23 protein-coding genes are annotated in these 25,746 nt (G+C 46.3%); 2 read left to right on the forward strand and 21 right to left on the reverse strand.

Annotation, left to right across the window (positions count from 1 at the left end; all coding sequences use genetic code 11):
• Positions 1 to 24: 24 nt before the first annotated feature.
• The 10 genes from ACBP55_RS25040 to ACBP55_RS25085 form a co-directional block, all read right to left on the reverse strand.
• Positions 25 to 1,089, reverse strand: a complete 1,065-nt coding sequence (locus ACBP55_RS25040; protein ID WP_464645602.1) for a Gfo/Idh/MocA family protein — start codon at positions 1,087 to 1,089, stop codon at positions 25 to 27.
• A gap of 114 nt (positions 1,090 to 1,203) precedes the next feature.
• Positions 1,204 to 1,713 (reverse strand): hypothetical protein, encoded by a 510-nt coding sequence (locus ACBP55_RS25045; RefSeq protein ID WP_464653579.1) that lies wholly within the window; start codon positions 1,711 to 1,713, stop codon positions 1,204 to 1,206.
• Positions 1,634 to 2,416, reverse strand: coding sequence for an MFS transporter (locus tag ACBP55_RS25050; protein ID WP_464645603.1), 783 nt, complete (start codon positions 2,414 to 2,416; stop codon positions 1,634 to 1,636). The genes ACBP55_RS25045 and ACBP55_RS25050 overlap by 80 nt, the downstream gene beginning before the upstream one ends.
• A gap of 288 nt (positions 2,417 to 2,704) precedes the next feature.
• On the reverse strand, positions 2,705 to 3,673 hold the full coding sequence (locus ACBP55_RS25055) for a quinone oxidoreductase family protein (protein ID WP_464645604.1): 969 nt from the start codon (positions 3,671 to 3,673) through the stop codon (positions 2,705 to 2,707).
• A gap of 106 nt (positions 3,674 to 3,779) precedes the next feature.
• Positions 3,780 to 5,423: a putative bifunctional diguanylate cyclase/phosphodiesterase gene (locus ACBP55_RS25060; RefSeq protein ID WP_464645605.1), complete on the reverse strand. Its 1,644-nt coding sequence runs from the start codon at positions 5,421 to 5,423 to the stop codon at positions 3,780 to 3,782.
• A gap of 191 nt (positions 5,424 to 5,614) precedes the next feature.
• The gene (locus tag ACBP55_RS25065; protein ID WP_464645606.1) at positions 5,615 to 6,367 is read right to left on the reverse strand and encodes an amino acid ABC transporter ATP-binding protein; all 753 of its coding nucleotides are present in this window, start codon (positions 6,365 to 6,367) and stop codon (positions 5,615 to 5,617) included.
• A gap of 13 nt (positions 6,368 to 6,380) precedes the next feature.
• On the reverse strand, positions 6,381 to 7,061 hold the full coding sequence (locus ACBP55_RS25070) for an amino acid ABC transporter permease (RefSeq protein ID WP_464645607.1): 681 nt from the start codon (positions 7,059 to 7,061) through the stop codon (positions 6,381 to 6,383).
• 12 nt (positions 7,062 to 7,073) lie between these two features.
• A complete protein-coding gene (locus tag ACBP55_RS25075) occupies positions 7,074 to 7,856 on the reverse strand; it encodes an amino acid ABC transporter substrate-binding protein (RefSeq protein ID WP_464645608.1) in 783 nt (260 codons plus the stop codon).
• A 302-nt stretch (positions 7,857 to 8,158) separates the two neighbouring features.
• The gene (locus tag ACBP55_RS25080) at positions 8,159 to 8,605 is read right to left on the reverse strand and encodes an N-acetyltransferase family protein (RefSeq protein ID WP_464645609.1); all 447 of its coding nucleotides are present in this window, start codon (positions 8,603 to 8,605) and stop codon (positions 8,159 to 8,161) included.
• Between the two features lie 129 nt (positions 8,606 to 8,734).
• Positions 8,735 to 11,317: a GH39 family glycosyl hydrolase gene (locus ACBP55_RS25085; RefSeq protein WP_464645610.1), complete on the reverse strand. Its 2,583-nt coding sequence runs from the start codon at positions 11,315 to 11,317 to the stop codon at positions 8,735 to 8,737.
• A gap of 423 nt (positions 11,318 to 11,740) precedes the next feature.
• Between ACBP55_RS25085 and ACBP55_RS25090 the strand changes: the two genes are divergently transcribed.
• Positions 11,741 to 12,301 carry a DUF559 domain-containing protein gene (locus ACBP55_RS25090; protein ID WP_464645611.1) on the forward strand — a complete coding sequence of 187 codons (561 nt, stop codon included), beginning with the start codon at positions 11,741 to 11,743 and terminating at the stop codon, positions 12,299 to 12,301.
• Positions 12,302 to 12,595: 294 nt separating this feature from the next.
• Here the strand turns inward: ACBP55_RS25090 and ACBP55_RS25095 are convergent, their stop codons facing one another.
• The 9 genes from ACBP55_RS25095 to ACBP55_RS25135 form a co-directional block, all read right to left on the reverse strand.
• Entirely contained in the window at positions 12,596 to 12,751 is a 156-nt protein-coding gene (locus ACBP55_RS25095) for a hypothetical protein (protein WP_464645612.1), read from the reverse strand.
• Complete coding sequence (pgmB, locus tag ACBP55_RS25100) at positions 12,748 to 13,239, reverse strand: beta-phosphoglucomutase (RefSeq protein WP_464645613.1); 492 nt, start codon at positions 13,237 to 13,239, stop codon at positions 12,748 to 12,750. Before pgmB ends, ACBP55_RS25095 begins: the two co-directional genes overlap by 4 nt.
• 27 nt (positions 13,240 to 13,266) lie before the next feature.
• A complete protein-coding gene (locus tag ACBP55_RS25105) occupies positions 13,267 to 14,760 on the reverse strand; it encodes a glycoside hydrolase family 3 protein (RefSeq protein WP_464645614.1) in 1,494 nt (497 codons plus the stop codon).
• A complete protein-coding gene (locus ACBP55_RS25110; RefSeq protein ID WP_464645615.1) occupies positions 14,709 to 14,963 on the reverse strand; it encodes a hypothetical protein in 255 nt (84 codons plus the stop codon). The genes ACBP55_RS25105 and ACBP55_RS25110 overlap by 52 nt, the downstream gene beginning before the upstream one ends.
• Before the next feature lie 31 nt (positions 14,964 to 14,994).
• Positions 14,995 to 17,253: a glycoside hydrolase family 3 C-terminal domain-containing protein gene (locus tag ACBP55_RS25115; protein WP_464645616.1), complete on the reverse strand. Its 2,259-nt coding sequence runs from the start codon at positions 17,251 to 17,253 to the stop codon at positions 14,995 to 14,997.
• Between the two features lie 25 nt (positions 17,254 to 17,278).
• Entirely contained in the window at positions 17,279 to 18,631 is a 1,353-nt protein-coding gene (locus ACBP55_RS25120; RefSeq protein ID WP_464645617.1) for an MFS transporter, read from the reverse strand.
• Between the two features lie 81 nt (positions 18,632 to 18,712).
• The gene (locus ACBP55_RS25125) at positions 18,713 to 19,012 is read right to left on the reverse strand and encodes a phosphatase PAP2 family protein (protein WP_464653405.1); all 300 of its coding nucleotides are present in this window, start codon (positions 19,010 to 19,012) and stop codon (positions 18,713 to 18,715) included.
• A 9-nt stretch (positions 19,013 to 19,021) separates the two neighbouring features.
• Positions 19,022 to 19,414, reverse strand: a complete 393-nt coding sequence (locus tag ACBP55_RS25130) for a hypothetical protein (protein ID WP_464645618.1) — start codon at positions 19,412 to 19,414, stop codon at positions 19,022 to 19,024.
• A 179-nt stretch (positions 19,415 to 19,593) separates the two neighbouring features.
• Positions 19,594 to 20,700 (reverse strand): alpha/beta hydrolase, encoded by a 1,107-nt coding sequence (locus ACBP55_RS25135; RefSeq protein WP_464645619.1) that lies wholly within the window; start codon positions 20,698 to 20,700, stop codon positions 19,594 to 19,596.
• 162 nt (positions 20,701 to 20,862) lie between these two features.
• Between ACBP55_RS25135 and ACBP55_RS25140 the strand changes: the two genes are divergently transcribed.
• Complete coding sequence (locus tag ACBP55_RS25140) at positions 20,863 to 21,654, forward strand: IclR family transcriptional regulator (RefSeq protein ID WP_464645620.1); 792 nt, start codon at positions 20,863 to 20,865, stop codon at positions 21,652 to 21,654.
• 100 nt (positions 21,655 to 21,754) lie between these two features.
• Here the strand turns inward: ACBP55_RS25140 and ACBP55_RS25145 are convergent, their stop codons facing one another.
• Together ACBP55_RS25145 and ACBP55_RS25150 are read right to left on the reverse strand one after the other, a co-directional pair.
• Positions 21,755 to 23,563 (reverse strand): OmpL47-type beta-barrel domain-containing protein, encoded by a 1,809-nt coding sequence (locus ACBP55_RS25145; RefSeq protein WP_464645621.1) that lies wholly within the window; start codon positions 23,561 to 23,563, stop codon positions 21,755 to 21,757.
• A complete protein-coding gene (locus ACBP55_RS25150) occupies positions 23,469 to 25,742 on the reverse strand; it encodes a heparinase II/III domain-containing protein (RefSeq protein ID WP_464645622.1) in 2,274 nt (757 codons plus the stop codon). Before ACBP55_RS25150 ends, ACBP55_RS25145 begins: the two co-directional genes overlap by 95 nt.
• Positions 25,743 to 25,746 lie beyond the last annotated feature (4 nt).

The raw sequence follows: 25,746 nt of genomic DNA on the forward strand, positions 1-25,746 counted from the left end.
TCCTCCACATCTGTTCCTAGATAGTTATAACCTGATTTCCTGACCTTTGGCAGCTGATTCATAAATACCGCACAGAATTTTCATCATCGTAAGTCCATCTTCTACAGGACTAATCGGTGAATTTCCAGTTCGACAACAGCTTAAGAAATGACTGATTTCCTGACTAAAAGCTTCTGTTATGTTGATAGATTTGCTATCTGTCTGTGGCGCTACATTCAAAATGGTATCCAGCATTTCCGTGACGAGGACAAGCTCAGGCTCCAATTCCACGCCGCCCTTATCTCCGTACAACTTGACCGCGATTTCATCCTTTTTGGCATGAAGAGTAAAGCTAACATCAACCATCAGGGAGGCCCCATTTTCAAACCGAATTAAAGCATTAGCCATGTCTTCAACCGTATTCAACTCAACATTATAATCGGCAGCTTTATAAAAGGAAAGATTGCGTACATTCGCCCGATTCCCAAGCTTATTATAGGTATGACCACTAACCGATACTGGCTTTGGTCTCCCCATTAAATACCAGCATAAGTCAATCACATGTACACCAATATCGATTAAAGGTCCGCCGCCAGATCGTTCCGAGTCAGCAAACCAGCCTCCCGGATTACCTAATCGACGTAGACACGATGCTTTGGCATAGTACAATTCTCCCAAATCGCCATTATCGATAAAGCGCTTAACGAGCTGAGCATTGGTATCATATCTTCTTACAAAACCAACCTGCAGAATTTTCCCCGTTTCACGAACGGCCTCTTGAATGCGCTCAGCTTCTTCCACTGTTTTGCAAAGTGGTTTCTCAACAAGAACATGCTTGCCAGCGCGCAAAGCTGCAATGCTAATCTCAGCGTGTGTATTATTCCATGTACAAATACTTACAGCATCCACTTCTGGATTCGCCAGAAGCTCCCGATAATCGGTGTAAATATGCTCAACGTTATATTTTGCGGCTTTCTCCTCCGCTCTTTGACGATTCAAATCACATACGGCAACCAATTCTGCGTCTGCTTGCTTCACATAGGACTCAAAGTGCATATCGGATATCGATCCTGCTCCGATTACACCAATTTTCATTTTGTTTATGCTCATTGTAAATACTTGCCTCCTTCGTGTCATATGCAATCAGGATAGCATGATTTTAGCTGAGGTAGAATGCATAGGATGAGCATATCCATGGATTATATGGTCAAAATAAGGCTTTCATTATCTTGGTGATCTTTGTTCTTTGAGCATAAACCAAATATTAGCAAGCCCAGCTATAAAGAAGCTAAACCAAGGCAAAGCGTCCCAACCGAGCATGCTCCCCAAGTCGTACAAATATCCCCCGCCAACATTGCCAATCATAGCGCCGATGGATAAAGCAAAACTGTTAAAGCCAAAATAACTTGCTATACTTCCAGTCCCAGCGAATTCAGATACCATGGTATTCATCATTGGCTGCCAAAACACTTGCCCGAGCATTAATGAAATGACTCCCGCATAAATCCCCAGCATGGATCCCGACATCCCAATTGTAAACAGCCCTGCCGAAATTAGTAACGTTCCTAGTGATAACACGCCAAACGGCTGCATCTTAGTCTGACTTAATTTAGAAAAAGGAACCTGCAGCAGCACCATTACGATGGCTCCGCAGCTATAAATGAAACCGATATTGGCTCCTGCAGCAATCTGATTCACTCGAAATGGAACGGCGATATAAAGCTGAGACTGCAAGCGACCAGGATATCATCGTAAACAACATAAATCGCAGAAAGCTGCGGTTCTGCAGCACTTTTTTCAGCTGTGGCAGCATACCTGCGTCATCTGCTTTTGTTTGTTCCATTTTAATGTGAGGTAAAAAGAAAAGGCTTAACAAAAACGAAAACACGAAAATCAACGTTGCTGTTATACTGACATATTGAAAATGAAAACCCATTAAAAACGCGCCTATTATGGGCCCAACCACAAATCCCAAATTACTTAACATTTCACGTATCGAGTAAACTGTAATCCGGTTTTCCGATGTAGAAAGCGCTGCGTAGTAGGCATAACTGGCTGGTTGGAACATTGCTGCGCCCAAACCTGAGAAGAAGCATGCTAGGATCAAGCCTGGAATATGATTCACGAATCCGAATAGTCCGAATCCTAAGGTACGGATTACTAAACCAATCAAGATCGTACGTTTATATCCAAATCTATCGGCCAAAGTACCGCAGAAAACGGACAAACCTTGTTGACTGAAGCTGCGGATAGCCGATATGACGCCAACCATGGTGACAGTTAACAGTAAATCGTGCAGTAAATACGAGGCAAGCAGCGGAATCATCATATAAAATCCGACCGCCATACTAAATGTATTCATAAACATGACCCAAAACGGCAGTTTAATCGCTGTTAGTTTATTCATAGCTGTAAATTTGTTCATAGCTGATAACATGAGCATTTCCTCGTTTCCTTGTACGATGCAATGTGTCAATTTTAACAAGATACAAGATTCGGCAAGGATTGTATATGGACTTTCTTTATGTAGGCTTGGGTATATTATTGCACATGGCAATTAAAAAGAGTTCGTGGAGGAGCTGTTCACGTCGAAAGCTCTTATTTATTACTATGCTAAATGAAAATTGCACTTTCTGAGAATCGACGATCTCTCACTTAACCTATTCTTCTACTCAAAAAGGCGGCAGAATACGTGATATACCGTATTCTGCCGCCTTTTCTCCTATTAAGGAATTAATATGATTTTCCCTGTGCTTTTCCTGCTCTCTAAGAGTCTGTGGGCTTCCGCACCCTCGCTCAAAGGAAAGCATGTAAGGCTTTCTATTTGAATAACCCCTCGCCGCAGCGCTTCAAAAAGTTCGTGTGATCGCTCGATTCGATTCTGCAAGGAGGTCACATGGTTCCACAAGTCGCCTCCCGTCAGCGTCTTTGAGGTGTCCATGAGCATTCTTGGATCGATAGGAGACGGATCTCCGCCAGCCATTCCATAGAAAATGACTGTCCCCTTCGTTTTGGCTGCAGCGAAACTATCCATTAGCGTAGACCCAACAGAATCGTATACGGCATCTACGCCCTGATGGTTGCTAGACCAAATCTTGACCCCATTTACCCAATCGCTGTCATAACGAAGAACTTCATCAGCACCGGCCTTTAAGGCGATTTCCCTTTTGGCTTCCGAAGAGGTCAAACCGATGACTTTTGCGCCTTTACTTTTACATAGCTGCGTCAAAATCTGTCCAACGCCTCCTGCTGCCGCATGTACGACGATTTCGTCGCCGGATTGAACGCGATAGCTGTCATTCACCAGATAATGCGCCGTCATTCCCTGAAGCAAAATACCCGCGGCATGTTCGAACGTGATATCCATGGGTAATGGTATAGCTCGATCTACAGGCACAGCAACCAATTCCGCATTGGCAAAAGGAACATCCACAAAGGCAATTCGATCTCCAATCTTGATCTGGTCCACATTCGACGCTACTCGTTCAACAATGCCGGCTCCCTCGTACCCTAGAATGAAGGGTGGCTTTCCAGCCAAATGATAGTTGCCTCGTCTCCTATATATGTCGGCGAAATTTAAGCCGATGGCTTCCATTCTCACCAAGATATGACCTGGTTCTAAGCTGGGATCAGGAATGTCTACATACTGCAGGACTTCTGGCCCACCAAATTTTTCGAAAATTAGTGCTTTCATCGACTACCTCCAACAGGCTAATCTTGCTAAAAAATTGTATCACATTCTTCAAGTAAAATAAAAAAGATCAACATCACCAGCAGCACACTGGACGTTGACCACTCGTTTACTTTCTAACTACTGCAACCTGTTTAGGTAATAATGCAAATTGGGCTGGCTCGTTGATAAAAAAACCTTGTACGCCCCAACAATTCATTTCCTTTAACATCCTATATTGCTCATACGTCTCGATGCCTTCTGCGATTACTTGTAAGTTCAGTGCATTGGCCATAGCCAAAATGGCTGAAATCAGCGAAACATTCATTTCCCAAATGAATGATCTGTCTATCTTCAACTTATCTATAGGCAGCAACGTTAACATGCTTAACGAGGAATAGCCGGTTCCGAAATCATCTAAGGCAATGGTAAAGCCTTCGGTCCGCAATCTTCGCAGCGTTTGTTGGACATCTTCCATCGAGTGAATCGTCGTGCTTTCCGTTATTTCTAACTCCATCATACGTGGGTCCACATGCTCATCTTCCAATATTTGAAGCATTTGATCAACGAAAAGAGGTTCGTTTAATTGAATCCTCGAAATGTTGACGGAAATTTTAAATTGAGAACCGTATATCTCTTTTAAAAGATGCCAATCCTTACAAGCTTGCCGGATGACCCAGTATCCAATCGGAATAATCAAGCCCGTTCCCTCGGCAATCGGTATAAAGTCATTGGGCTGGATCATTCCCATATTGGCCGAATTCCATCTTAGCAGAGCCTCGGCACCTATGACTTCCTCCCTGACCGGATTATAAATAAGCTGATAACGCAAATGCAATTCTTCTTTCTCAACGGCTACGGACAGAGCGAGCTCATGAATGAAATTCTCAACATGGTCATATTTAGATGAAGCTTCGAAAATATGAAATCTTTTTCTTCCCGCCCCTTTGGCCTTATACAAGGCAATATCCGCTTGTTTTAACAGGGTTTGGATGGTTTCATTTTTTACACTTTGAGCCACACCAATACTTACACTTAACTTCATTAGATGATCATTTACCGTAAAGGGAGCCGCAAATAGTTGATTAATTTGGTCGGCGGTCTCCTCAGCTGATCGAGGTTCCCCCATGGCTACAACGACAAATTCATCCCCGCCCAATCGTACAAGTATGTACTCCGTACCAAATTTCTCAACAAGACGATTCGCGACCTCAACGAGTACGGTATCACCAACATCATGTCCGAAAATATCATTAATGTTTTTGAAATAGTCCAGATCAAGCAAATAAATGTTCGCCGGATTGTGCACATGCTCAAGCAGAAATCTTCGATTATATAGCTTGCTAAGATCGTCATGATAGGCGTAATGATAAAGTAAATTTTCGTGTTGTTTACGCTCAGTAATATCACGAGTAACTGTGACGATGAACTCCATGTCACCGCTTTCATTAAATATTGGCGTAAGTACACTTTCTCCGCTTAACATACCATTGGGCAGCACAACGCCATCCTCATACTTAATGGTTCGTCGTTCGGTAATCACTCTCGTATATTTCTTATGTAAGTAGTTCGCCATCTGGCTCGTGTTTATATCAAAAAAAGTTAGACCGACAGCATCCATTGTAATTCCACTAAATTTCGTAGCAGCACGATTCACATAATAGTACTTGATATCCGATCCATCCACACTCATGATATAAATCGAGTCTTCCATATTATCCATCATGCTTAGGAGTGTCTTCACATCAAGTAATCTATTCGCAGGATTTATCATAGAAACGACTCCTCTATACTTACACTACCTGTAAACTGGCCTCTTCATTGGCTGGATATAGCATTCGACAAAAGACTTCATTTTCCTTCCATCCTTTCTATTTAAGCATGTCTTGCTACCAGTTAGGGATTTCTATAGAGACTTCTCGCAACCAGCGTGAATCCTTTAATTTATAAAATATATAGTTAATCTTACTCTGTTTTCCGATTCACTTTTCTCAAAAATTGCAGGGTTCGCTCATTCGTTGAAGCATCAAAAATATCGGCTGGTGTTCCTCTCTCCACAATCGCGCCTTGATCCATAAAGATAACTTGATCAGCCACTTCTTTGGCAAAGCCCATCTCATGTGTCACAATGACCATCGTCATGCCCTCGAGGGCTAGATCCTTCATCACCTTTAGCACTTCGCCTACCAATTCCGGGTCAAGTGCAGACGTTGGTTCATCGAATAAAAGCACCTCTGGATTCATCGCCATGGCCCGAGCAATTCCTACTCGTTGTTGTTGTCCACCTGACAGCTGATGAGGATAATGATCGGCACGATCTCGAAGTCCAACCTTGTCTAAAATGGATAAAGCCTTTTCCTTAGCTGCTTTCAAGGATTGTTTTAGGACAATAACAGGACCTTCCATAATATTTTGCAAAACGGTTAAATGGGGAAATAAGTTGTAGTTCTGGAAGACCATGCCGGTGTGTTGACGGATGGAACGGATGTCCGTCTTATTCCATTTGACATCACTTGAGAAAGTCATCGTCGCGTTGGCTATCGAGAGGGTCCCCTGATCAGGAAAATCCAATAATTTCAGACATCTTAATAGGGTCGTTTTGCCGGAACCAGAAGGTCCGATAACAACGGTCGTGCTCCCTTTTTCAACATCCAAATCAATCTGATTTAAGACGTGGAGGTCCTGAAAATGTTTATGTATGCCTTGCATTCGAATCATGCTGGGCCCCCTCTTACTTAGAAATGTTTCGTTCATAGTGGATTTCTAGCTTAGATTGGAAATAGGAAAGTACGGTACTAAAAACTAAATAAACGAAGGCCACCTCGATATAAAGCCATAATGGCTCATACGTAACAGCTGCAATCTGCTGCCCTTTCTGAAACATTTCCGTAACTGTTATCGTGGCGGCCAAAGAAGTATCTTTGATTAAACTAATGAAGGAATTTCCTAATGGAGGAATAGCGACCCGCACAGCCTGGGGTAAAATGATGCGCCTCATTGCCTGCCATTTCGTCATATTGATTGAATAAGCTGCCTCTCTTTGGCCTTTGGGAATCGACAAAATCGCGGCACGAATGATTTCGGAGCTATAAGCTCCTTTATTTAACGTAAACCCGATAATGGCTGTCGGAAAAGGATCCAGCGTGATGCCCAAACTTGGAAAACCGTAAAAGAGTATAAACAACTGGACCAGAAGTGGCGTGCCGCGGAAAACCCAAACATAGAATCTTGCTATCACCCTGAGGATGGCAAAATCCGATAATCGAGCAAGCGCCGTGATGAAAGCCAAACTAAGTCCTAGTGCAAAAGTGATTAAAGTAAGCGGAACTGTGTACGTAAGCCCCGCCTTTATAATAGGTAAGAAGGAATCGGACAGAATCCCTATAATTCGCTCAAGACGATCATTTGTCATTAGGCTGGGTCCTTACTTCGTTACATCGGCATTGAACCATTTTTGCGAAATCTGAACCAATGTACCGTCCGATTTCATGTCTGTCAGAGCTTTATTTACTTTACTAACTAAATCCGTGCTTCCTTTGCGGAATAAAAAGGCGTTGCTCGTCGCGGAAGGCTCTTCATAAACCGTTTTGATCGGGAGCTCGGGACGCTGCTTTTTCAAATCCAAATAGGACAAACTATCGTTAAGCGTCGCATCGATCCTGCCCGAAGTCAGAAGATCAATTGCTTGATTAAACCCCTCCACAACCGTATTAGTGGCACCGTGCTCTTCCGCTATTTTCCGATAATTACTATCGAGGGATTGTCCGACCTTCTTGCCTTTAAGGTCATCCAACGTCTTAATATTCGTATTATTGGTATGCACCACAAGAACAGCGCGGGAAACAATATAAGGCATCGACATATCGTACTTCTCCAAACGATCCGCCCGAACTGCCACTTCGTTGGCCACCATGTCATACCGCTTCGCATCGAGTCCCGCGATCATGCCATCCCACTTGGTTTCAACAAAACGCGGCGTCATGCCAATCCGTTTACATACCTCTTCTGCCGTTTCGACATCAAATCCCGTCAGCTTGCCGGCCTTATCATGAAAAGTGAAAGGTGCATATGTACCTTCGGTGCCGATCGTAATTTCCGCCTTACTCGGCGAAGATGCCGACGGTGTTGCGTTTGGCTTAGTTGAACTACAGCCTATCGAAATCAGGAGTAATGCTGTAACTGCTGTCGTTGCGAGTAATTTTTTCATCTTAAAACCCCCTGTAAAATAACCTTTTTTGAGTTATAGGTATTATTCCCCAAGTGAAGGAATTTTAAGAAAAAAATGTAGTAAGAAAAAATGTGCGCTTGAAAAATGAGCTATTGGAAAAAGAATTGGTTTGACGACCAAGTGGAAGGCTAAATTCGCAGCCTGATAAGACGGATTCGGACTTAGAAATATACTAGCTGCCCGCAGCAAATGCAAATAAGCCCTTCCGCTTATCGAAGGACATTCCTTGTACGAAAAAGGGCCGTTGATCGTTAACTCGAACGAATCAGCGGCCAGATTAATCAGATTATGGAATAGTTAACCCAATCCCCTTGAACCCCACCCATTTTATCAAAAAAATGTTGAGCTCGTTTATTATCAGGAGCCGTTATCCAAGACATATACGCATATCCTTGATCCTTTGTGAAACCTTGACATTCTAAAAACAGTTCTGATTCCACTTCTGTACCTCTAAATGGCTCCATGACATAAAGGTCGTTCATGATGGTAATTTTGTCTGCTTTCATCGTACTAAATGCGAAGTATAAGGTAGCAAAACCTACTAGCTTTCCATCTTGTTCTGCGACAAACTGTATACCTAATTGTTTCTCTAAAAGGGTATGAATCAATTGATGTATGTTTCCATCGGCTGGCTTAGGTTTCTGATAAAATCCTACAATGTATTCATACATTAATTCGGTCAAGCTATTTTCATCATCAGGTTCAGCATTTCTTACGATAAGTGACATTGATTATTCCCTCCATATTCAATAATGAATAATTATACATTTATACGAATTAATATTCAATGATAAACTAGATATTGCCTGGCATTCAAAATAAAATGAGAAGCAGCCATGAAAATTCATCTAGGTTAGCTATATGGAAATCATTCCCTTATCATTCTTATTTGAGGTATAATTTTGGTTTCCTTTTACCAATTCAACCAGCTGCACTTCATGCGGCGACAACGTACTCACTAACGTATAAACACCATCCTTAATCTCAATCTGTTCAACAGTCAATTGAGGACAGCTCGCCTGTTTTAGATAATCCACGGTATCTGCATCCATGTGAGCAGGCGCCCCCATTTGCACCCAGAGATCGAAAGCGCTGCCATGCAGCCTATTGATCGTATGCCTTTTGAGCGTGTAAGTCCCCGATCGAATACCCGTCAGTTCCAGCGTCAGCTCTGTGGGCCCATCTTCTTCAAACACATCGTACCTATTGGTACGGTTAATGAAAGACGCATCCCCTTTGCGATACAAAGCATCCAAATGCACATAAGCATACATCAAAACCTGCAGCCCCTTGTCACTGCCAGCGATGTAATAGCCTTCACCTCGATCTATACAGCGATCACCTAACTTCGCAAGCAGCTTGAAAGCATAAAAGGCTGGCTTCGGTATGCCGTTATATGTCATCAAGCCCAGACCACCGTGAAACAGCTCGGCCGACATTTTGAACTCTTCCAACAGGTCTGTCACCGTCCAATAGCCAAAACTACGGAGGGCATCCATATTTTCCAGCACATTTTTCACGATATAAGCCGCTTTATAGCACGTATCATTCACCAGATCCCTGTGAGACCCCGTGGAATTCCATTCGGTCATGTGCAGTTCAGGCGTATAGCCGCTTGCCGATGCAGAGACTGTTTCTTTTAATTTAGTAATGACTTGGGATAAATACCCTGTATCCGCTGATAATTCAATATGCTGAAAAATCAGATTCGGAAATTGCTCAAAATCAACCTGGATTTCTTCATTTGAAAAGCTCATCGCCTCATCATACGGGTAGTTATGGATAGAAATAAAATCAGGCTCCGCATGTCGTTCGCGTACATCCCGCACAAACCGGGTCAGCCAATCCTCCCGCATCAACGTGATCGACAATAGCCCTGGTCCCCCTACACGCAGCTCTGGATGGATCGATTTGATGCTGTGATACGTGGAGACGAACAGTTCACAGTAAGCCTCATACGTGTCCGGCCAGAAAATACGGATTTCCGGTTCATTCCACACCTCGAAATACCATTGCCGCACTTCATGAATGCCATATTTGCGAATGTAATGCGTAATGAATTGATGAATCATTTGATTCCACTTACCGAGATCCTTAGGACTGCCTACAATGCTCTTTTTATAAAAAACGGTACCGTGCTCCTCTCCCGCTAGCTGGCTCGGCAGAAAGGAGAGCTCCAGAAACGGCTTAAGTCCGGAGGCCAGCATAAAATCAAACAATGAATCGCTATAAGCAAAGTTTAGGCTAACTTCTCCCCGTTCGTTCTCGCCGTATACCATCATCTCATCATCAAAAATACCATGGAACCTCACATACTGAAATCCGATTTCCCGCTGTACACGCTGCATATGCTTTTGCACTTCAGCAAACAGCACTTCTTTGGCTTTGCCCACCGTCATTAGCTTCTTCCAGGTATGAGCAATCTTGGTCTCCGAAATTGCTTCTACTGAAACTTTGCTTGAACGCTTTAACTGGGGTGCAGGCAGAATTGACGCCGCTGGGGCCGCCTTATCCGGGAGATATTTGACGAGTGACTCGAACGCTTGTGACGGATTCATTTCAAAATAATTAAAATGACTCGCGCTGCTTTTCTGAACCCTACTTCGGCCATCCAAAACCGTTTTCCGGTATTCGCCAGGCGTTTGCCTATAAAATTCTTTGAAAACCGCGTTAAACGATTTTAAGTTCGGAAACCCATGGTCATGGGCAATCTGCGTGATCGATAGATTCGTTAGCGTCAAATCTTTTACCGCTTTGTCCAAACGCACCGCATTTACATACTTCGTGAAGGAAGTGCCCATGTATTCCTTGAAAAACCGCGATAAATACGGAACCGTCAAGTACTCCTGCTGCGCCAATTGCTGGATATTGATCGAGCGGTTATAGTTTTCCTTCACATAGGAGGTAATGCGCAGAAGCCGCTCGCGATGCTTAACATCAAGCTTCTCTGTGTTCTGCTCTTGCTCGCGAAAGCCTTGCACAAGCAAGTAGATCAAGCTCAGCAGAAGTGACTGTATGCGCAGTGTGTACCCTTGCAGGCGCTTATTATGGAGCAGCATCATTTCGGCGAGCAGAGCGCGAAGCTCATCAAACTTAACCTGCTCGTTCTGACCGAAGGCTGCAGAGTTGCACCCGAACGATATCCGTTCGATCTGAGGTTCTATCTGAATGAGATAAGCGATTGGAATCTGCAGCGCCAGAACCAAATTGTTCTCCTCAGCTTCAATAGCATGAATATCATTGGCATTAATCAGAAATAAATCTTCTTCATTCAGCTCGATATATCTGTCTTTCGTGAAGAGTTGGAGCTTTCCCTTGAGCACGAACAGTATTTCTATGCTGTCATGCCAATGATTCGGAACCTGATGGGTACTGTGCAAAAACAAGTGAACGGGAAGACGGTCGTCCGTCTCAATATTTTCATAAGTGTAGCTTTGCACATAGTCTCCTCCTTCACCCTGAATGCGTTTTCTATTATTCTATTATAATCTTTCGTGAGACCAAATCATACGTTCTTTGTAATACGCTTACATTCTTTGACACAACATAAACCTAATCTGTTAGTTAGGGACTATATGATAAACTACGACCTCAAAGTCGATCCCTACATTTTTCATCCCCAACCCTCTTGCTATTGAGTCATTCATTCTTGTAAAATAATCGTGATAGGATCACTGGTCGTGAAGCACACAGACCGCTCTCTCCAACAGGAGATGAGCGGTTTTTTCTTTGGTGCTATGAAGAATAGGGGGCATTGATATGCTATTTGACGCATGCTATGAGGCATTCTTGCAATTGCAGTTTCAGACGAGGTCGGGCGAATCACTTAGGCGACTTCAGGAGGTCATGGTCATGCTGAGAAATTGTTCCTCGAGCAGGTTTGGTGGCCGGCTGTCGGTCGATTTGATTTTCTTCATGCCGAATATCAGATTGCGGACTTTAAGGACGGGGATCGATATTTGGACTTCGCTTATATTCGCGGGGCTCATTTGATCTGTATAGAAATTGACGGTTATAATGCGCACCATAAGGATCTGAATCGATGGCAGTTTGCAGATCAGCTAACTCGTCAAAACCATCTCATTCTAGATGGGTGGAAGGTGCTCCGTTTCGCCTATGATGAAATTAAAGAAAAGCCACGTCGATGTCAGCAATTGATCCTCCAAATGATGGGCAGCTGGTTTGGCGAGGAGCATGCTGGTCCAGCGTTAACATTGGAAGAAAAAGAAATTCTGAGAATCGCCGGACAAACCAATGAACCCCTCTTGTCAAAAACCATTTCACAGCGGCTGCGCATTAGCAGAAACCATGCCGGTAAACTGCTGCGTAAACTTGCTCAGATGGGGCTATTACAACCTGCTTCCGGCACAGAACGCATTCGCTCTTACAAACTGTCTGGCACACTCCGAGTCTACTACGGGTAGCGGTTTATCCAAAGATAGGCAAGCTAATATTGCTTATCTTCTCAATCTTCGGGGCGCCTCGTGAGATAGGAACTCAGCATGTGCTTATTATCTGCATAACGCTACATTCAGGGCGCATTTGTGAACAATAGACAAGCGTGGTGTGCTTAAGCATGCATAACAGAGGTTATTCAGCTAAATAAGCAACATCAGTTGCCTTACTTACTCCCATGTACTGCGTTAACGGCTCTTTCATTACGCAAACATATCAAAAAAAAGCGATTGAGCAGATAATGCCTACTCAACCGCTTCCTATTATCCAAACAGAATCTCCACTAGCTCAGCAAGGCTTCGGAGCCGATAATCCGCAACAGGACTTTCGCTCGCAGCACCTATAGCTGCCTTCAGCATGCCGGCACGTTCCGCAGCGATAAGACCCGCTTCGGCGTCTTCCACGACGAGACAATTCACCGGAGCCACACCGACTGCTGCGCCGCCAGCAGAAAGACCTCCGGATCGGGTTTGCTGCGCACAATCTGGTTGCCATCGGCTATCGCATCGAATACATGCGCCAGTCCGATTCTCTCCAGAATCATCGGCGTGTTTCGGCTGGACGAACCGATGGCGGTTTTCACGCCTTGCTGCTTGCACAAAGCAATGAACGCAAGCGCTCCTTCAGCCGAATCGGCTTGCGTTAATTGAAGAAGCAGCTCACGGTAATACACGTTTTTCCGATCAGCTAATGCTTCTTTCTCACTCTGCGTATAGCTTCGCTTGCTCTTCTCCAGAATGATGTCCAGACTCTCCATCCGACTTACGCCGCGGAGCCGGTCATTGATCGACAGATCAAACGAAATGCCTTCCTCGTCTGCCATCCGCTGCCAAGCCTCATAGTGAAAGCGATCCGTATGAACGAGTACGCCATCCAAATCAAAAATGACTGCTTGTATCGCCATCATGCGAACCTCCTCCTTTCGCCTGACTACTTACAGACGAGTATCCCAGTAGCCGCAGAACGGGTCAACCGGATTTACGCCTTTAAAGGAGGATCGTCCCACAAGCTTCTCGATGAGCGCATCCACTACGTAATCGCTTGGCGAGTACGCGTTAATAAACGTAGGCACGCGAGGCACATCCAACAGGTGATACGGATTCGCCACGGAAATGAATACCGTCGGCAGCTCGGGAATGAACCACGGCATGTCAGACCCGAACGGCGGCGCCCAGTTAATTCGCACAACCGTTTGGTTGCTGTGTGTCTCCAGATTCGAGAAGTAGACCGCCGCATCGTAGTGATCCGTCAACGCCTTTACACCGCTGAACATTGCGCTTAGATCGATGTTTTTCTTATCATATAGCTTCACTTCGAAGCCCTCCGCTTCCAGCTTGGAAATAAAGCTTGGCGCAATATCGGATCCTCCGAAAAAGCCTTCCTCTCCCCCCAGTGTGAAAAGCAGCAGTCGTTTGTGACGCTCTGGGCTGATCGGCAGCAGCTGCTGCGTGTCCTTCACTAGTGTGACCGACTGGTCGGCGCACTCTTGCGCCCATCGGACATGCTCCTCGCAGCGAAGGACGGACAAAGCCTCTTTGCCTGGAACAAGAGTTCCTTCCTGTTTCTTCCGGTGAAGTCCCAGCGCTGCTTTGACACCGAGGATCCGCGTGACCGCTTCATCCACCCGAGCTTCCGTCAGGATGCCGTTCTCGATCCCTTTCATCATATAGGCAAAGTCTTCTTCCAGACTTTTGTTAAAGAGGAACATATCGCAACCCGCTGCAATGGATGTCGGAACCGCGAGCTCCCGTTTCATCGCCATCGTGAACCCGGCCATCGGCGTAGCATCCGTCGTGATCAACCCATTGAAACCGAGCTTCTCGCGCAGCAATCCGTTCAGAAGCTCCGGCGCCAACGTCGCAGGCATAACTTCCGTATCTTCGATCCCCGGACGCAAATGTCTGGAATAAGCGGGATGTGCGATGTGCCCCACCATGACCGTGTGCGCTCCCGCTTCAATACATTCCTGATACACCTTGCCAAAAGAAGCGTCCCACTCTTCGATTGTAAGTGAGTTGATCGACGTCAATAAATGTTGATCCCGCTCGTCTACGCCATCGCCTGGGAAATGCTTAATGGATACGGCCATCCCATGCTCCTGAATCGCTTCCGTATACGCTTTGCTCATGCGGGCTACCCGCTCCGGATCCGAACCGAACGTTCTTACATTGGTAATCGGATTACGGAAGTTATAGTCAATATCAAGGATCGGGGCGAACGCCCAGTTGCAGCCAACTGCGCCGCCTTCCCGTGCTGCAATGGTTCCCAGCTTGCGCGCCATCTCCGTGTTATCCGTCGCCGCTACCTGAAGCTGCTTCCCGAAGAAAGTGCCATCCACAGCTGAGCCGTTGCCTCCTGCCTCCAAATTGGCGGCAATCAGCAGTGGAATATCCGATGTTTCCTGCAAATAGCGGTGCGTTTCCTGCACCTTGTCCCCCTGGGGCGGTACATAATGCCCCCGATCTTGACGCCTTTCGTCAATTGCACTAGGTGCTCTTTATCATCGGTGAACCCGATGGGGCAGAACAACTGCCCTACTTTGGTTACCAAATCCATGGCTGCCAACGTTTGTGTGACCCATGTAATCCGTTCTTCGTCCAGATGAAACGGCTTTGCTTTCAAATCTATCATGTCTGATTCCTCTCTCTCCTGGAAGTATCTATCAATGGTTCAAATGGTTCAACAAATCATCCAATCCCTGTTCCGTCAAAGCACCTCCGCTAAAAGCGATAAGCGCGCGGAGCGGCATATTCTGCATCATGGCCATCATGATGTCCGAACCATCCTGCATCATCGCCATCATCCCTCCGGCTTGACTCATCATGGATTGAATGATCGCGGCACCATTCGGATCTCTCGTCAGATCGCCTACTGTCGAGTTACGTGTGTAACTCTTGGCAAGCTCAACCGTGGATTCCACAGTAACACGCTCTGTGAGTACGATCTCTTGGGAGGAACGTCCGATGAGAATATCGAATTCTCCCGTTTCCACATGCCAATCCTTCAGCTCGACGTTGTAATAGGCAAAAGCTCTTTGATCCAGCGTGAACGTCACTGTTTTCGTTTCCCCAGGGTTAAGCGCTACCTTCGCGAAGCCCTTCAGCTCCTTCTCCGGCCGCACGACACTGCTGACCACATCTTTGACATACAACTGCACGACTTCTTTACCTTGCATAGCACCAGTATTCGTAACCTTCACGCTAACTTGCAGCGTGTCGGTATCTTTCATGCTGCTCGTGCTTACCGAAAGATCGGAGTACGCGAATGTTGTATAGCTGAGACCGTATCCAAATGGGAAAAGCGGATCAATCCGTTTGGCGTCATAGTAACGGTACCCTACGAACAATCCTTCCTTGTACTCAACACGGTCCCCCTCGCCGGGGAAGTTCAAGAAGGACGGGTTGTGCTCAAGCTGCTGCGGGAACGTCTCCGCCAGCTTGCCAGACGGACTGACATTGCCGAACAGCAGGTCGGCAATGGCGCCTCCGAGGGCTTGCCCGCCGAGGTAGCCCTCCAGCACTGCCTTGACCCGGCCGAGCCAAGGCATTTCAATCGCTGAGCCGTTGCTCAGCACAACGACGATGTTCGGTTGAACGTCCGCGACGGCCTCAATGAGGCGGATGTGGCTTTCCGGAATCCGCAGATGATTCCGGTCATAGCCCTCGGATTCGTTGCGCTCCGGCAATCCGACGAATACGATCGCTGTGTCAGCTTGCGAAGCAGCTTCCACAGCCTGTGCGATGAGCTCCGGATTCGGCTCATCGCTGTCAGCGTTGTAGCCCTGCGCATAAGATAACTGCGCGGACGCTCCCGCTTCACCAACGATGCTGTCGTAAATATCATCCAGTTGGGTAGGCTTGATATGCGAGCTTCCGCCGCCTTGATACCTCGGATTACGGGCAAAGTCGCCGATCACCGCATAGGAGCCTTCGCGTTTCAGAGGCAGCAGGCTGTTCTCATTTTTGAGCAGCACCATACTTTCTCTAGCAGCTACTCTGGCTAATTGGTGATGCGCCTCCGGATCAAAGGAAGCATCCACCTTTCGATTCTCTACCGCTTTAAAAATAATGGTCAACAGGCGGCCAACCGCACGATCCAGCGCTTCTTCCGACAATGCCCCGTTGCGCACGGCCTCGATGATTTTCTGATCGCCGACGCCGTTACTTGTCGGCATTTCCAATTCCAAACCTGCCGCTAGCCCATTAACGCGCTCATTGACTGCGCCCCAGTCGGAAACGACAAAGCCCTCATGACCCCACTCATCCTTTAAAATATCTGTAAGCAGATACGAATTTTCTGAGGCGTACTCCCCATTCACCTGATTGTAAGCACTCATAACGGTCCAAGGCTTCGCCTTCTTCACAGCGCCTTCGAAGCTAGCTAAGTAGATTTCTCTCAGTGTTCGCTCATCCACAATGGCATCTACAGACATACGCCGGTGCTCTTGATTGTTCGCGGCAAAATGCTTGAGCGATGTGCCTACGCCTTGGCTTTGTACACCGTTAATATGACCTGCGGCCATCTCGGAGGACAGATACGGATCCTCGGAGAAATATTCAAAATTGCGGCCGCATAATGGCGAGCGCTTAATGTTGGCCCCAGGCCCCAGCAAAATCGCGACATCTTCAGCCTGACACTCTTCCGCAATCGCTGCGCCAACCTGATGGATCAGCTCCGTGTCCCAGGAACAGGCCATTCCGGCTCCTGACGGGAAACACGTGGAGGGTACGCTGTCGAAAATGCCTAAATGATCGCTGCCGGCTCTTTGCTTACGCAGGCCATGCGGACCATCCGTCATCATGATGGACGGGATACCGAGCCGATCGACGGCTTTGGTCCGCCAAAAGTCTAAGCCGGAGCACATGCCCGCTTTTTCCTCTAAAGTCATTTGCGCAATAAGTTCTTGAATGTTTGGTTTCATATCGATTTCTCTCCTTTTTGTTTAGTTAAGCGACCGCTTGGTTGCGGCGTTCCTGCAGTTCCTTCAGCATGACCGGTTGAATCTTGTCTAGACGATAGAACAACAGCAAAGCAATCATGATGATTTGACCGATAATCGGCACCCATAAGTAGTTAAACGAGATCGCCGCTAATGCGGAGTCCGACTGCGTCGTGCTGTTAGCCACATAACCGCCCATCGACAATATCCAGCCTCCTAGCGCTCCGCCAAGTCCCATTCCAACTTTGACCCCAAAGCTGGAAGCTGAATACAGCAGACCTTGCGCCCGCACGCCGGATTTCCATTCGCCATAATCAACCGTATCCGCCATCATAGCAAAGAGAAGACCTGCGCCTGCGCCCATGCCAAGCCCGCTAATTAGCAGCCCAGTCAAAAGCGTAGGCACAGAAAGCGCGTTCCCCCCCATAACCGCAACAATGTTACCAAGGATGGAAAAAATGGATCCAATAATAATCGTGTTCCTTTTCCCGATTTTTTTCACTGCCATTGGAGCGAACACCATGGAAACGATCATCAGCAACTGCATGGAATTCACAATCGGAATGAGCTCCGGCTTTTTAATATAGTAAGTCATATAATAAATGCTCGTCTGTCCTTGAATCGAGTTTGTGATCCAAATGAACAAGCCTATCAGGAGCATGATCACCCAAGGTGTATTGCCTTTGAGCGCCTTGACACCTTCACGCATCGGAAGCGGCTTCTCGTCAATCGCTTTAACGCGTTCTTTGGTGTTAGCAAACATGTTCAAAAACAGAAGAATGGCAATGACCGCGAACAAGACAATGGTCACAATAAATCCTTTTGCTTGATTGCCTCCGCCAAATGCATTTACAAGCGGCATCGTTCCCGCGCTTACTGTGATAACCCCAACCACAGCGAAAACCATGCGAACCGTGTTGACCACCGTACGTTCATTGGAATCGCTAGTCAGACTCGGCAGGATCGCCGACAGTGGCAAGTTAATACCGGAGTACATAATACCGAGCACGGTGTACGTAATGTAGGCGTATACAAGTTTGCCCGTATCGCCAAAATCCGGCGTTAAAAACATGAGTACGGCTGTAATGCCAAATGGAATGGCAAGCCAGAAGAAATAAGGTCTGCATTTACCCCACTTCGTTTGGGTGCGGTCAATCATGACGCCAATGAATGGCTCGACAATCGCGTCAATGACACGCGCAACAAGGAATAGTGTAGCTACAGCTCCAGGGTTCAAACCAAAGACATCCGTATAGAAATACATCAGATAAAGCGTTGTCATTTGGAAAATCAGATTAGACGCTGTATCGCCCAGACCGTAGCTAATACGCTCTTTCCATGGCACTTGATTTTGATTCATGTTAGCATCTCCTCTGCTCTATTTGTTAGCGCTTTCTAAATATGATTGTAACTTGAAGATTCTTTTAAAACTGTCCTTATTTTAACGAAAATAGGGGGTATTTTTATCTTTTAGCAGAACGGAAGCGTTCTTCTGAATGTCCGGAAATAGGTCCACCTTAAACAACTTGCAAAACAGCAGCATGCAAGTGATCGTAATAAATGCCCCCGTCAGCACGTCCGTGGCAAAGTGATCTCCCATAATGACGCGGCTAGTCGATGTGCAAAGTCCCCATGCCACTGCAATGATAAGCATCATGTTGCGCCATTTGTTCACGAAAGGCATAAAAAGCATCCATACCATCATTGTCCAGCCATTGGCGGATGCCCCGAAGGAAACGATTTATGCGCCTCAGCCGTGACCCCGTTCTCCTGAATGCCTTGCGGAAGGAACCAGCTGGTAAACTGAGAATAGTCGCCATCCATATTGCGGAAACGCATTCTTCCCCAGAAAATCGATGCTAAATCCACTTAACAGGATGAATAAACCGGTAATCAGACGAATTAGGATCTTTTTAACCAAGCGTGCATCCCTAACGGTACTAAAAAGAATACTTCCGGCCCCAAATAACACAAGGAAAGCCGGGTGCTCCCCGTACACTTCAAAAAACCAACCAAACCGCGAATGCTCCTCGTTGTAGAGTGCTTTGGATACATTCAAATCAGCAAAAGTAAATATAGCCATTAATGCGACCCATAGTATAAAAAATCCCCGTATAAATCGCTTTGTTCCTCTGGTCGACATCTTGGTTGCTCCTTTCTAAATAAATATCATCAACATAGAAAACGCTTTCATTTCAAATTATAAAGGTCCGTTCATCCACTCGGATAGGCGAATATTAACGAAAACTAGGGTATATTTTAACCTAGAGCCTTCCGTCCACAGCATCGACGGAAGGCTTGGCCGCAGCCGCGCTAACTCATTTATGAAAATATACGTTTGATGTCTTGGGCGATTTCATGGACGCAATCTTCCGCCTGTGGATATAATCCTGTCTTATCCAGAAACGCATGGTCCATGCCGTTATACTGAATCAGCTTCGTCGCAACACCCGCACGAGTAAGCTTTCGGGCATACGCTTCACACTCCAGCCTTAAGTAATCATATTCCGCCGTCACAATCAGCGTTTCCGGCATGCCGCTTAAATCTTCTGCCAATAATGGAGCGAAATAAGGATCCGATGGCTCCGCGTTATTTTGCAAGTACAGATTCACAATTAAATTGCTCATTCCACCTATTCCTTCAACCCCAGCCATAATGAGCTCCCGGTGATTGCGAATATCGTATTCGTCCAGGCTCCATTTGAAATCCTCCGTTTCGACTGCCGCCATGTTAACGGTCGGATAAATGAGTGCCTGATATTTAATCATGCCCGTTCCTTTGTCACGATCCATCAAGGCGCAGACCGTAGCCAAGTTACCGCCAGCACTGTCGCCAGCCACTGCGATTTGCTGCGGGTCGACGCCGATTTCGTCAGCATGCTCGTAAACCCATTGAACCGCTTCGAAGCAATCTTTTAGTCCGGCAGGAAACGCATGCTCTGGTGCTAGTCGGTAATCGACCGAGACGACAACAGCTCCCGCTTTTTCAGCCAAAGCTTTACAAGGATTTTCGACGACATCTACGGTTCCGCCAATAAAGCCGCCGCCATGAAAGAACACGACTACAGGTAATCGTCCTTCGCCCGCGGGGCTATAAATACGTAACGGGATCGAACCATTTACTCCTTTAATTTCTTTGTAAACGGTATCAATTTGTGTTCGGGTAATGTCTTCATTTTTCCATCCGAACATAGCTCTAATCATTTTCACAAAAGTCGGTATATTGGAAGGGTCGAAATTCGGTCTTTCCGTAGACGCCATGGCCATGGCGTGCTGCAGCTGGACATGATGTACCCGCGGGTCTAGTTGCCCTAAGTCATCCGAATCTGGGATCGGTTTGACCACGTAATCGTAATCGTTCCGCTTGGCGGCTACCGCCTTTTCTTCTAGCAATGAAACTAATTGTTCATATTGTTCTTTATTTTCCATGTTGAACATCTCCTCTTCTCTCTTTTTTTTAAAATGAAACCCTAGATTGGATAAGAGCTCATATGTATGTATAATAAAAAGCAATTGGCGGCTCAACAATGCGTTTGTTCCTGTATACGGAACGAGAATAATAAAATAATAATGGGAGGGGGGGAGCCACTCGTGCCGAATACGAATCCGCAGCTGCTTACTTCTGTTAAAAACGCCTTAAGCCTATTAAAACTATTTACCGTAAAAACGCCTGAAAAAAGGCTAACTGACTTGGCTGCTGAGTTGGGTCTGGGCAAAAGCACAACCAGTCGACTGCTATCCACCTTACTGAGTGAGGGATTTGTCTACCAAGATCCTGTCACTCATACCTATAGGCTCGGTCAACGAATTGTATCGCTGTACCACGTTATGGCCACCACCTATTTTGATTTAGCGGAAGCGGCTATTCCCATCATCGAACGTCTTGCTCGTGAAACTTCCGAAGCTCTCCGAGTGGCTGTAATAGAAGAAAACGAGGTTGTGTACATTTTTGAAGTAAAGGGTCAAAGAAAAGAAGATATAGCAGCTTACGTAGGGGGAAGAAATCCTGTCCATTGCACAAGTTCCGGCAAAATGCTCTTGGCCTATCAAGATGAACTCCTACTAAACAAAATGTTGAACCGCCCCCTTATGAAATATACACCCATGACCATTACGGACGCGTCGGAGTTGAAAGAGCAGCTTCAACCTATTCGGAGACAAGATTATTGCATTACTTTCGGGGAATACATCGAAAACATGGTTTCCATCTCATCACCCCTTCGAGACTCGACCGGTCAAGTCATATCTGCACTTACTTTAATTGCTCCGATGCATCGTATGGACGAGAACCTAATCGTCTCCTACACGAATAAAGTCGTGAAAACAGCGAAAGAAATTTCGCGTCAGTTCGGCTTTATAAAAGAAGAAGCAAAAAAAGGATAGTGAGCTGCTTAGACGCAGCCTGACTATCCTTTTTTTTAGTATACCCGTATCTCGCGTTGATGTTCATCAGTGCACTCTGCTGCAAACAGCCAGCATGATTTTACATCTGGAATACTACCGCCTGGTTTATCGTTATGTTATTTACAATTTCTCTGTACGCTCCGCCATAAGTCATACCAAAGGTATAAGAACCAGGCAATAATTCTTTGCTGATCTCTCCACCGATTGTTTGACCAAATGTCTGCCAGCCTCCCGCATAGTATTTCACACTGCCGGTATCCACCAGATTTCCTTGGCTGTCCTTCAGTTGTACCTTTACCTTAATCGTCTGGAATATGACCACGTTGTCAGTTCCTATATTCTGTACTTTCTCCTTATACGCTCCCTCGTTCGTCATGCCGAAGGTATAAGAACCAGGTAATAGCTCCTTGCTGATCTCTCCATCAGTTGTTTGGCCAAATGTCCGCCATCCTCCCGCATAGTATTTCACGCTGCCGCTGTCCATCAGATTTCCTTGACTGTCTTTTAGTTGTACTTTGACCTTGACTGTCTGGAAGACGACCACGGCATCAGTTCCTATATTCTGTACTTTCTCCTTATACGCTCCCTCGTTCGTCATTCCGAAGGTATAAGAACCAGGCAATAGCTCCTTGCTGATCTCTCCACCAGTTGTTTGGCCAAATGTCAGCCAGCCTCCCGCATAGTATTTCACGCTGCCGCTGTCCATCAGATTTCCTTGGCTGTCCTTCAGCTGTACTTTGGCCTTTACCGTCTGAAATACGACCACGGCATCCGATCCCGTATTTTGCACCTTCTCCTTATAAGTTCCTTCATACGTAATGGCGAAGGTGTAGCTTTTGTCTGCTATGGATTTACTTACCCTGCCGCTACTGTCCGTCACACCAAAATCCTTCCATCCTCCGTCGTAGTATTTCACTACTCCGCCGCTAAGCGGATTGCTATTACTGTCTTTCAACTCAATCTTTACCACAGTTGTCGCAAGCGAAAAACTAAGGGTATGTGCCGACTCAACATTCCCGGCTTGATCCGTTGACTTAAAGATCAAGGTATATTGACCTTGTTTATCCAAGGTAACAGGTGATGTATAAGGCTGAAATGTAGTGCCATTATCCAGACTGTATACTGTATTCTTCACACCTGACTGGTCATCCACTGCACTTAGACTAAATGTAACCGGCCCAACGTAAGCACCGTTTGGTCCGTCCGGCTGTGCCGGGTTCACATTGGCTGTTGTAATCGGAGCTATTTTGTCAATGTTGTTCACTGTATAGCTGGCAATATTGGACGAATGACCTGCCGCATCTGTTCCTCTCGCATAAATCATGCCATTTTCGGAAACGACTACTGGCGTTGTGTATGCTGTCCATGTGCCGCTAACACCTACTTTATATTCTTTCACCGCTGCATCAGCCGGATAGCTAATCGATACGGTGACATCGGTGTTGGTCGGTGCTGTAATATCTGCAGAAAGGATTGCATCTGCTGGTGGTTGCGCAGCTTGACTTGTGATGTACGTCAGCGGGATCCTAAATGAAGCGCCACTTGCGATATCATAAATAAATCCTTTGCTGAAATCATTCGAATCCTTATAGGATCGGACAAGTGTAATGTCCCCAATGTCGAGCTTCAAGCGGTTTCCTTCCAAGACAGAAACATCCTTGATGCGGTAAGACGCATAGCGGACACCGTCATTTTGAATGGTGATACTCTTACCAATCAAATCGGCGGGGCTGCCGAAAAGCCCGGACGCTTCGATAATAATCTCGTTATTAGGTGACAAATCCTTCGTATAGTCAACGACTGTTCCGGTAACGGCTCCTACCCGATCCTGCCGGACTTCCGTGTTCTTTCCGATATACGAGACCGTCGTGCAAATAAGTGCTTGCACTTCCATCCTCCTGCACGGAATATACGCCGAAGAATCCTTTAAACTCCAAGGAGTATGCGGTATCAGGCAGTTCAACCGTGTAAGCTTTGCTTGAATCCAAACTGCTAACGATAAAATCGGTTCTGCCGTTTTTCAATTTCACACGAACTGCTCGAACCCCGCTGTCGTCCACGGTCTGTCCGTTCATCTTAACGATCAATAGCGTAATGGAGCTGATAAAACTTTCTTCCTTATAAGGCTCAATGATCGAAGTAAATAGACTATCGATGCTAGTGCCGCTGCGATGAGCGATCAAATACCGGAGATCCTTCGGATTGCCCACTTTATTGCGTGGCGGCACGCCGTCGGCCAGGGCTACGTCATCCACATTGCCTAACATCGTCAATCTAAGGTGAACGTCAGTTGCTGCTCCGCTGCCTTGACCGTACATATTCCAAGTATCTTTCACATTCCAGTCGACACTGAACTTGTTCATCGGAGATGTATCGCGTTCCACATTTTTCAAATAATGAAATCCGCTGCCCATATAGCCGGCCCCTGCGACATCATCGATCCTTTCTCCGAAAGGCACGCCTGCTCCTGCATACGTCCCTGTTGCCTGCGGAACCAGGTTCAACCCTTCCGTCGCGACCGTTCCTTCTGCTCCATGGAAGCTAAAGTAATGATCATTGCCTCCCTTAACCCGAAACAGATCCACGGTATAGGAGTTTTTGTCATCTGCCTTGATCATGGCCGTAGTCCGCTTATACAGCGTCGTCTGCGGATATACCTTAGGCGCCTCCACATCAATGAGCTTCACCAAATCTGTATCATCGAAATGCTTTGCATCCGCAGCCCACAAATTCGTGTTCTGTTTTCGTTTATCCACGACTACCGTGTTATGGCTGATTGTATTGACGACCCACTGCGCTCGATGCATATCGACGCTGTCCGCGAATTCGGGGTAGCCCAAATCTGGCGACAAATCGAGACGAAATGCGTGAAATCCAACATTTAACGTGTCCCCATGACCGTGGCTTACGTTGCGGCCATAGAACATCCATTCATCCCGAAGCGTGTTAATCGCGTTCAGCTGGGCATCCCGCTGGGAGCGCGCCTGTGCATTTAGCAGATTCAATACGCGAACGTCCAGATTAAAGCCGCTGGATAAAGGATGCTTCCCGATGCCCTCGAAGGAAATGGTATGCAGTCCTTGCGTAAGACTCATCTGGTTGATGATCTCGTATGAATTCGTATCAGCCCCGTAGAAATCCAGCTCTTTAACAGCTTGCCCATCGATGGAAATATGATAAATGCCATTAGACTGTGCTTTTATGGGGAGTAGATCCAACTCATACTCATCCGTAGTTGGAACATTAAATTCAAATGTTGCCGTTTCCCCGCTTTGGGTTGCCGCTAGTTGGATAGAACCGGAAGCATCAACAAACTTCGTCGGTACACTTTGTGCGGATATGTTCATGCCGCTAAAGCCAATCCTCGTTCCATAATCGACTTTCGGGTTATCACCATCCCGCAGCGCCGTAAATCCATATCCGCTCGCATTAACACTTTCCATATTCAGCGGACCATTGACATTAATAACCTCTTGAATTTGATTAGCGATCGCACTAGGGCTGGAGGAAAATACGTCCTTATGGATCCCGTCAGTCGTATTATTGTTCAGAAAATAAGCCAGCTGTGCATAAATCGGATCACCGAATTTTTCAAACGCTTTGACGGAGTCCGTCATTCGCTCAATGATAAATGGATTTCCGGTTCGGCCCGTATCCCCGATGTTAGCTGTAAACTTTTCACTCAAAATGAGTGTACTCATAGCGGAAAACATTTTTCTAAACTTCACGTTGTTGTACAGATCGGCCTGTGGGTATAAATCGTAGCCCTCCAAAATATCGGCCGTCAACCGATGATTGACCAGCCACAAAGCGTTGTAACCAGGCGCGCTTTCATTACCATTCCCATCTCGGTCGACGTCCGAAACAAGTGAATTTAGAATATTCCCACCAGTCAAGCGGGTTGGATTGGCGAGGACTCCTCCTGTTTGAAAAATGAAGTCCAGCCACTCTTTCGTTTCAGGCATCGTATCGTAGACAACTGCTGCCATCGCCAGAGCACTTTGATGCATGCCGTCATTGCCGAGTATTTGCGTCTTTTTTACTGCCGGAAATACTTGCTTAATCATACCG

The sequence above is a fragment of the Paenibacillus sp. WG02 genome (genome assembly GCF_055396115.1).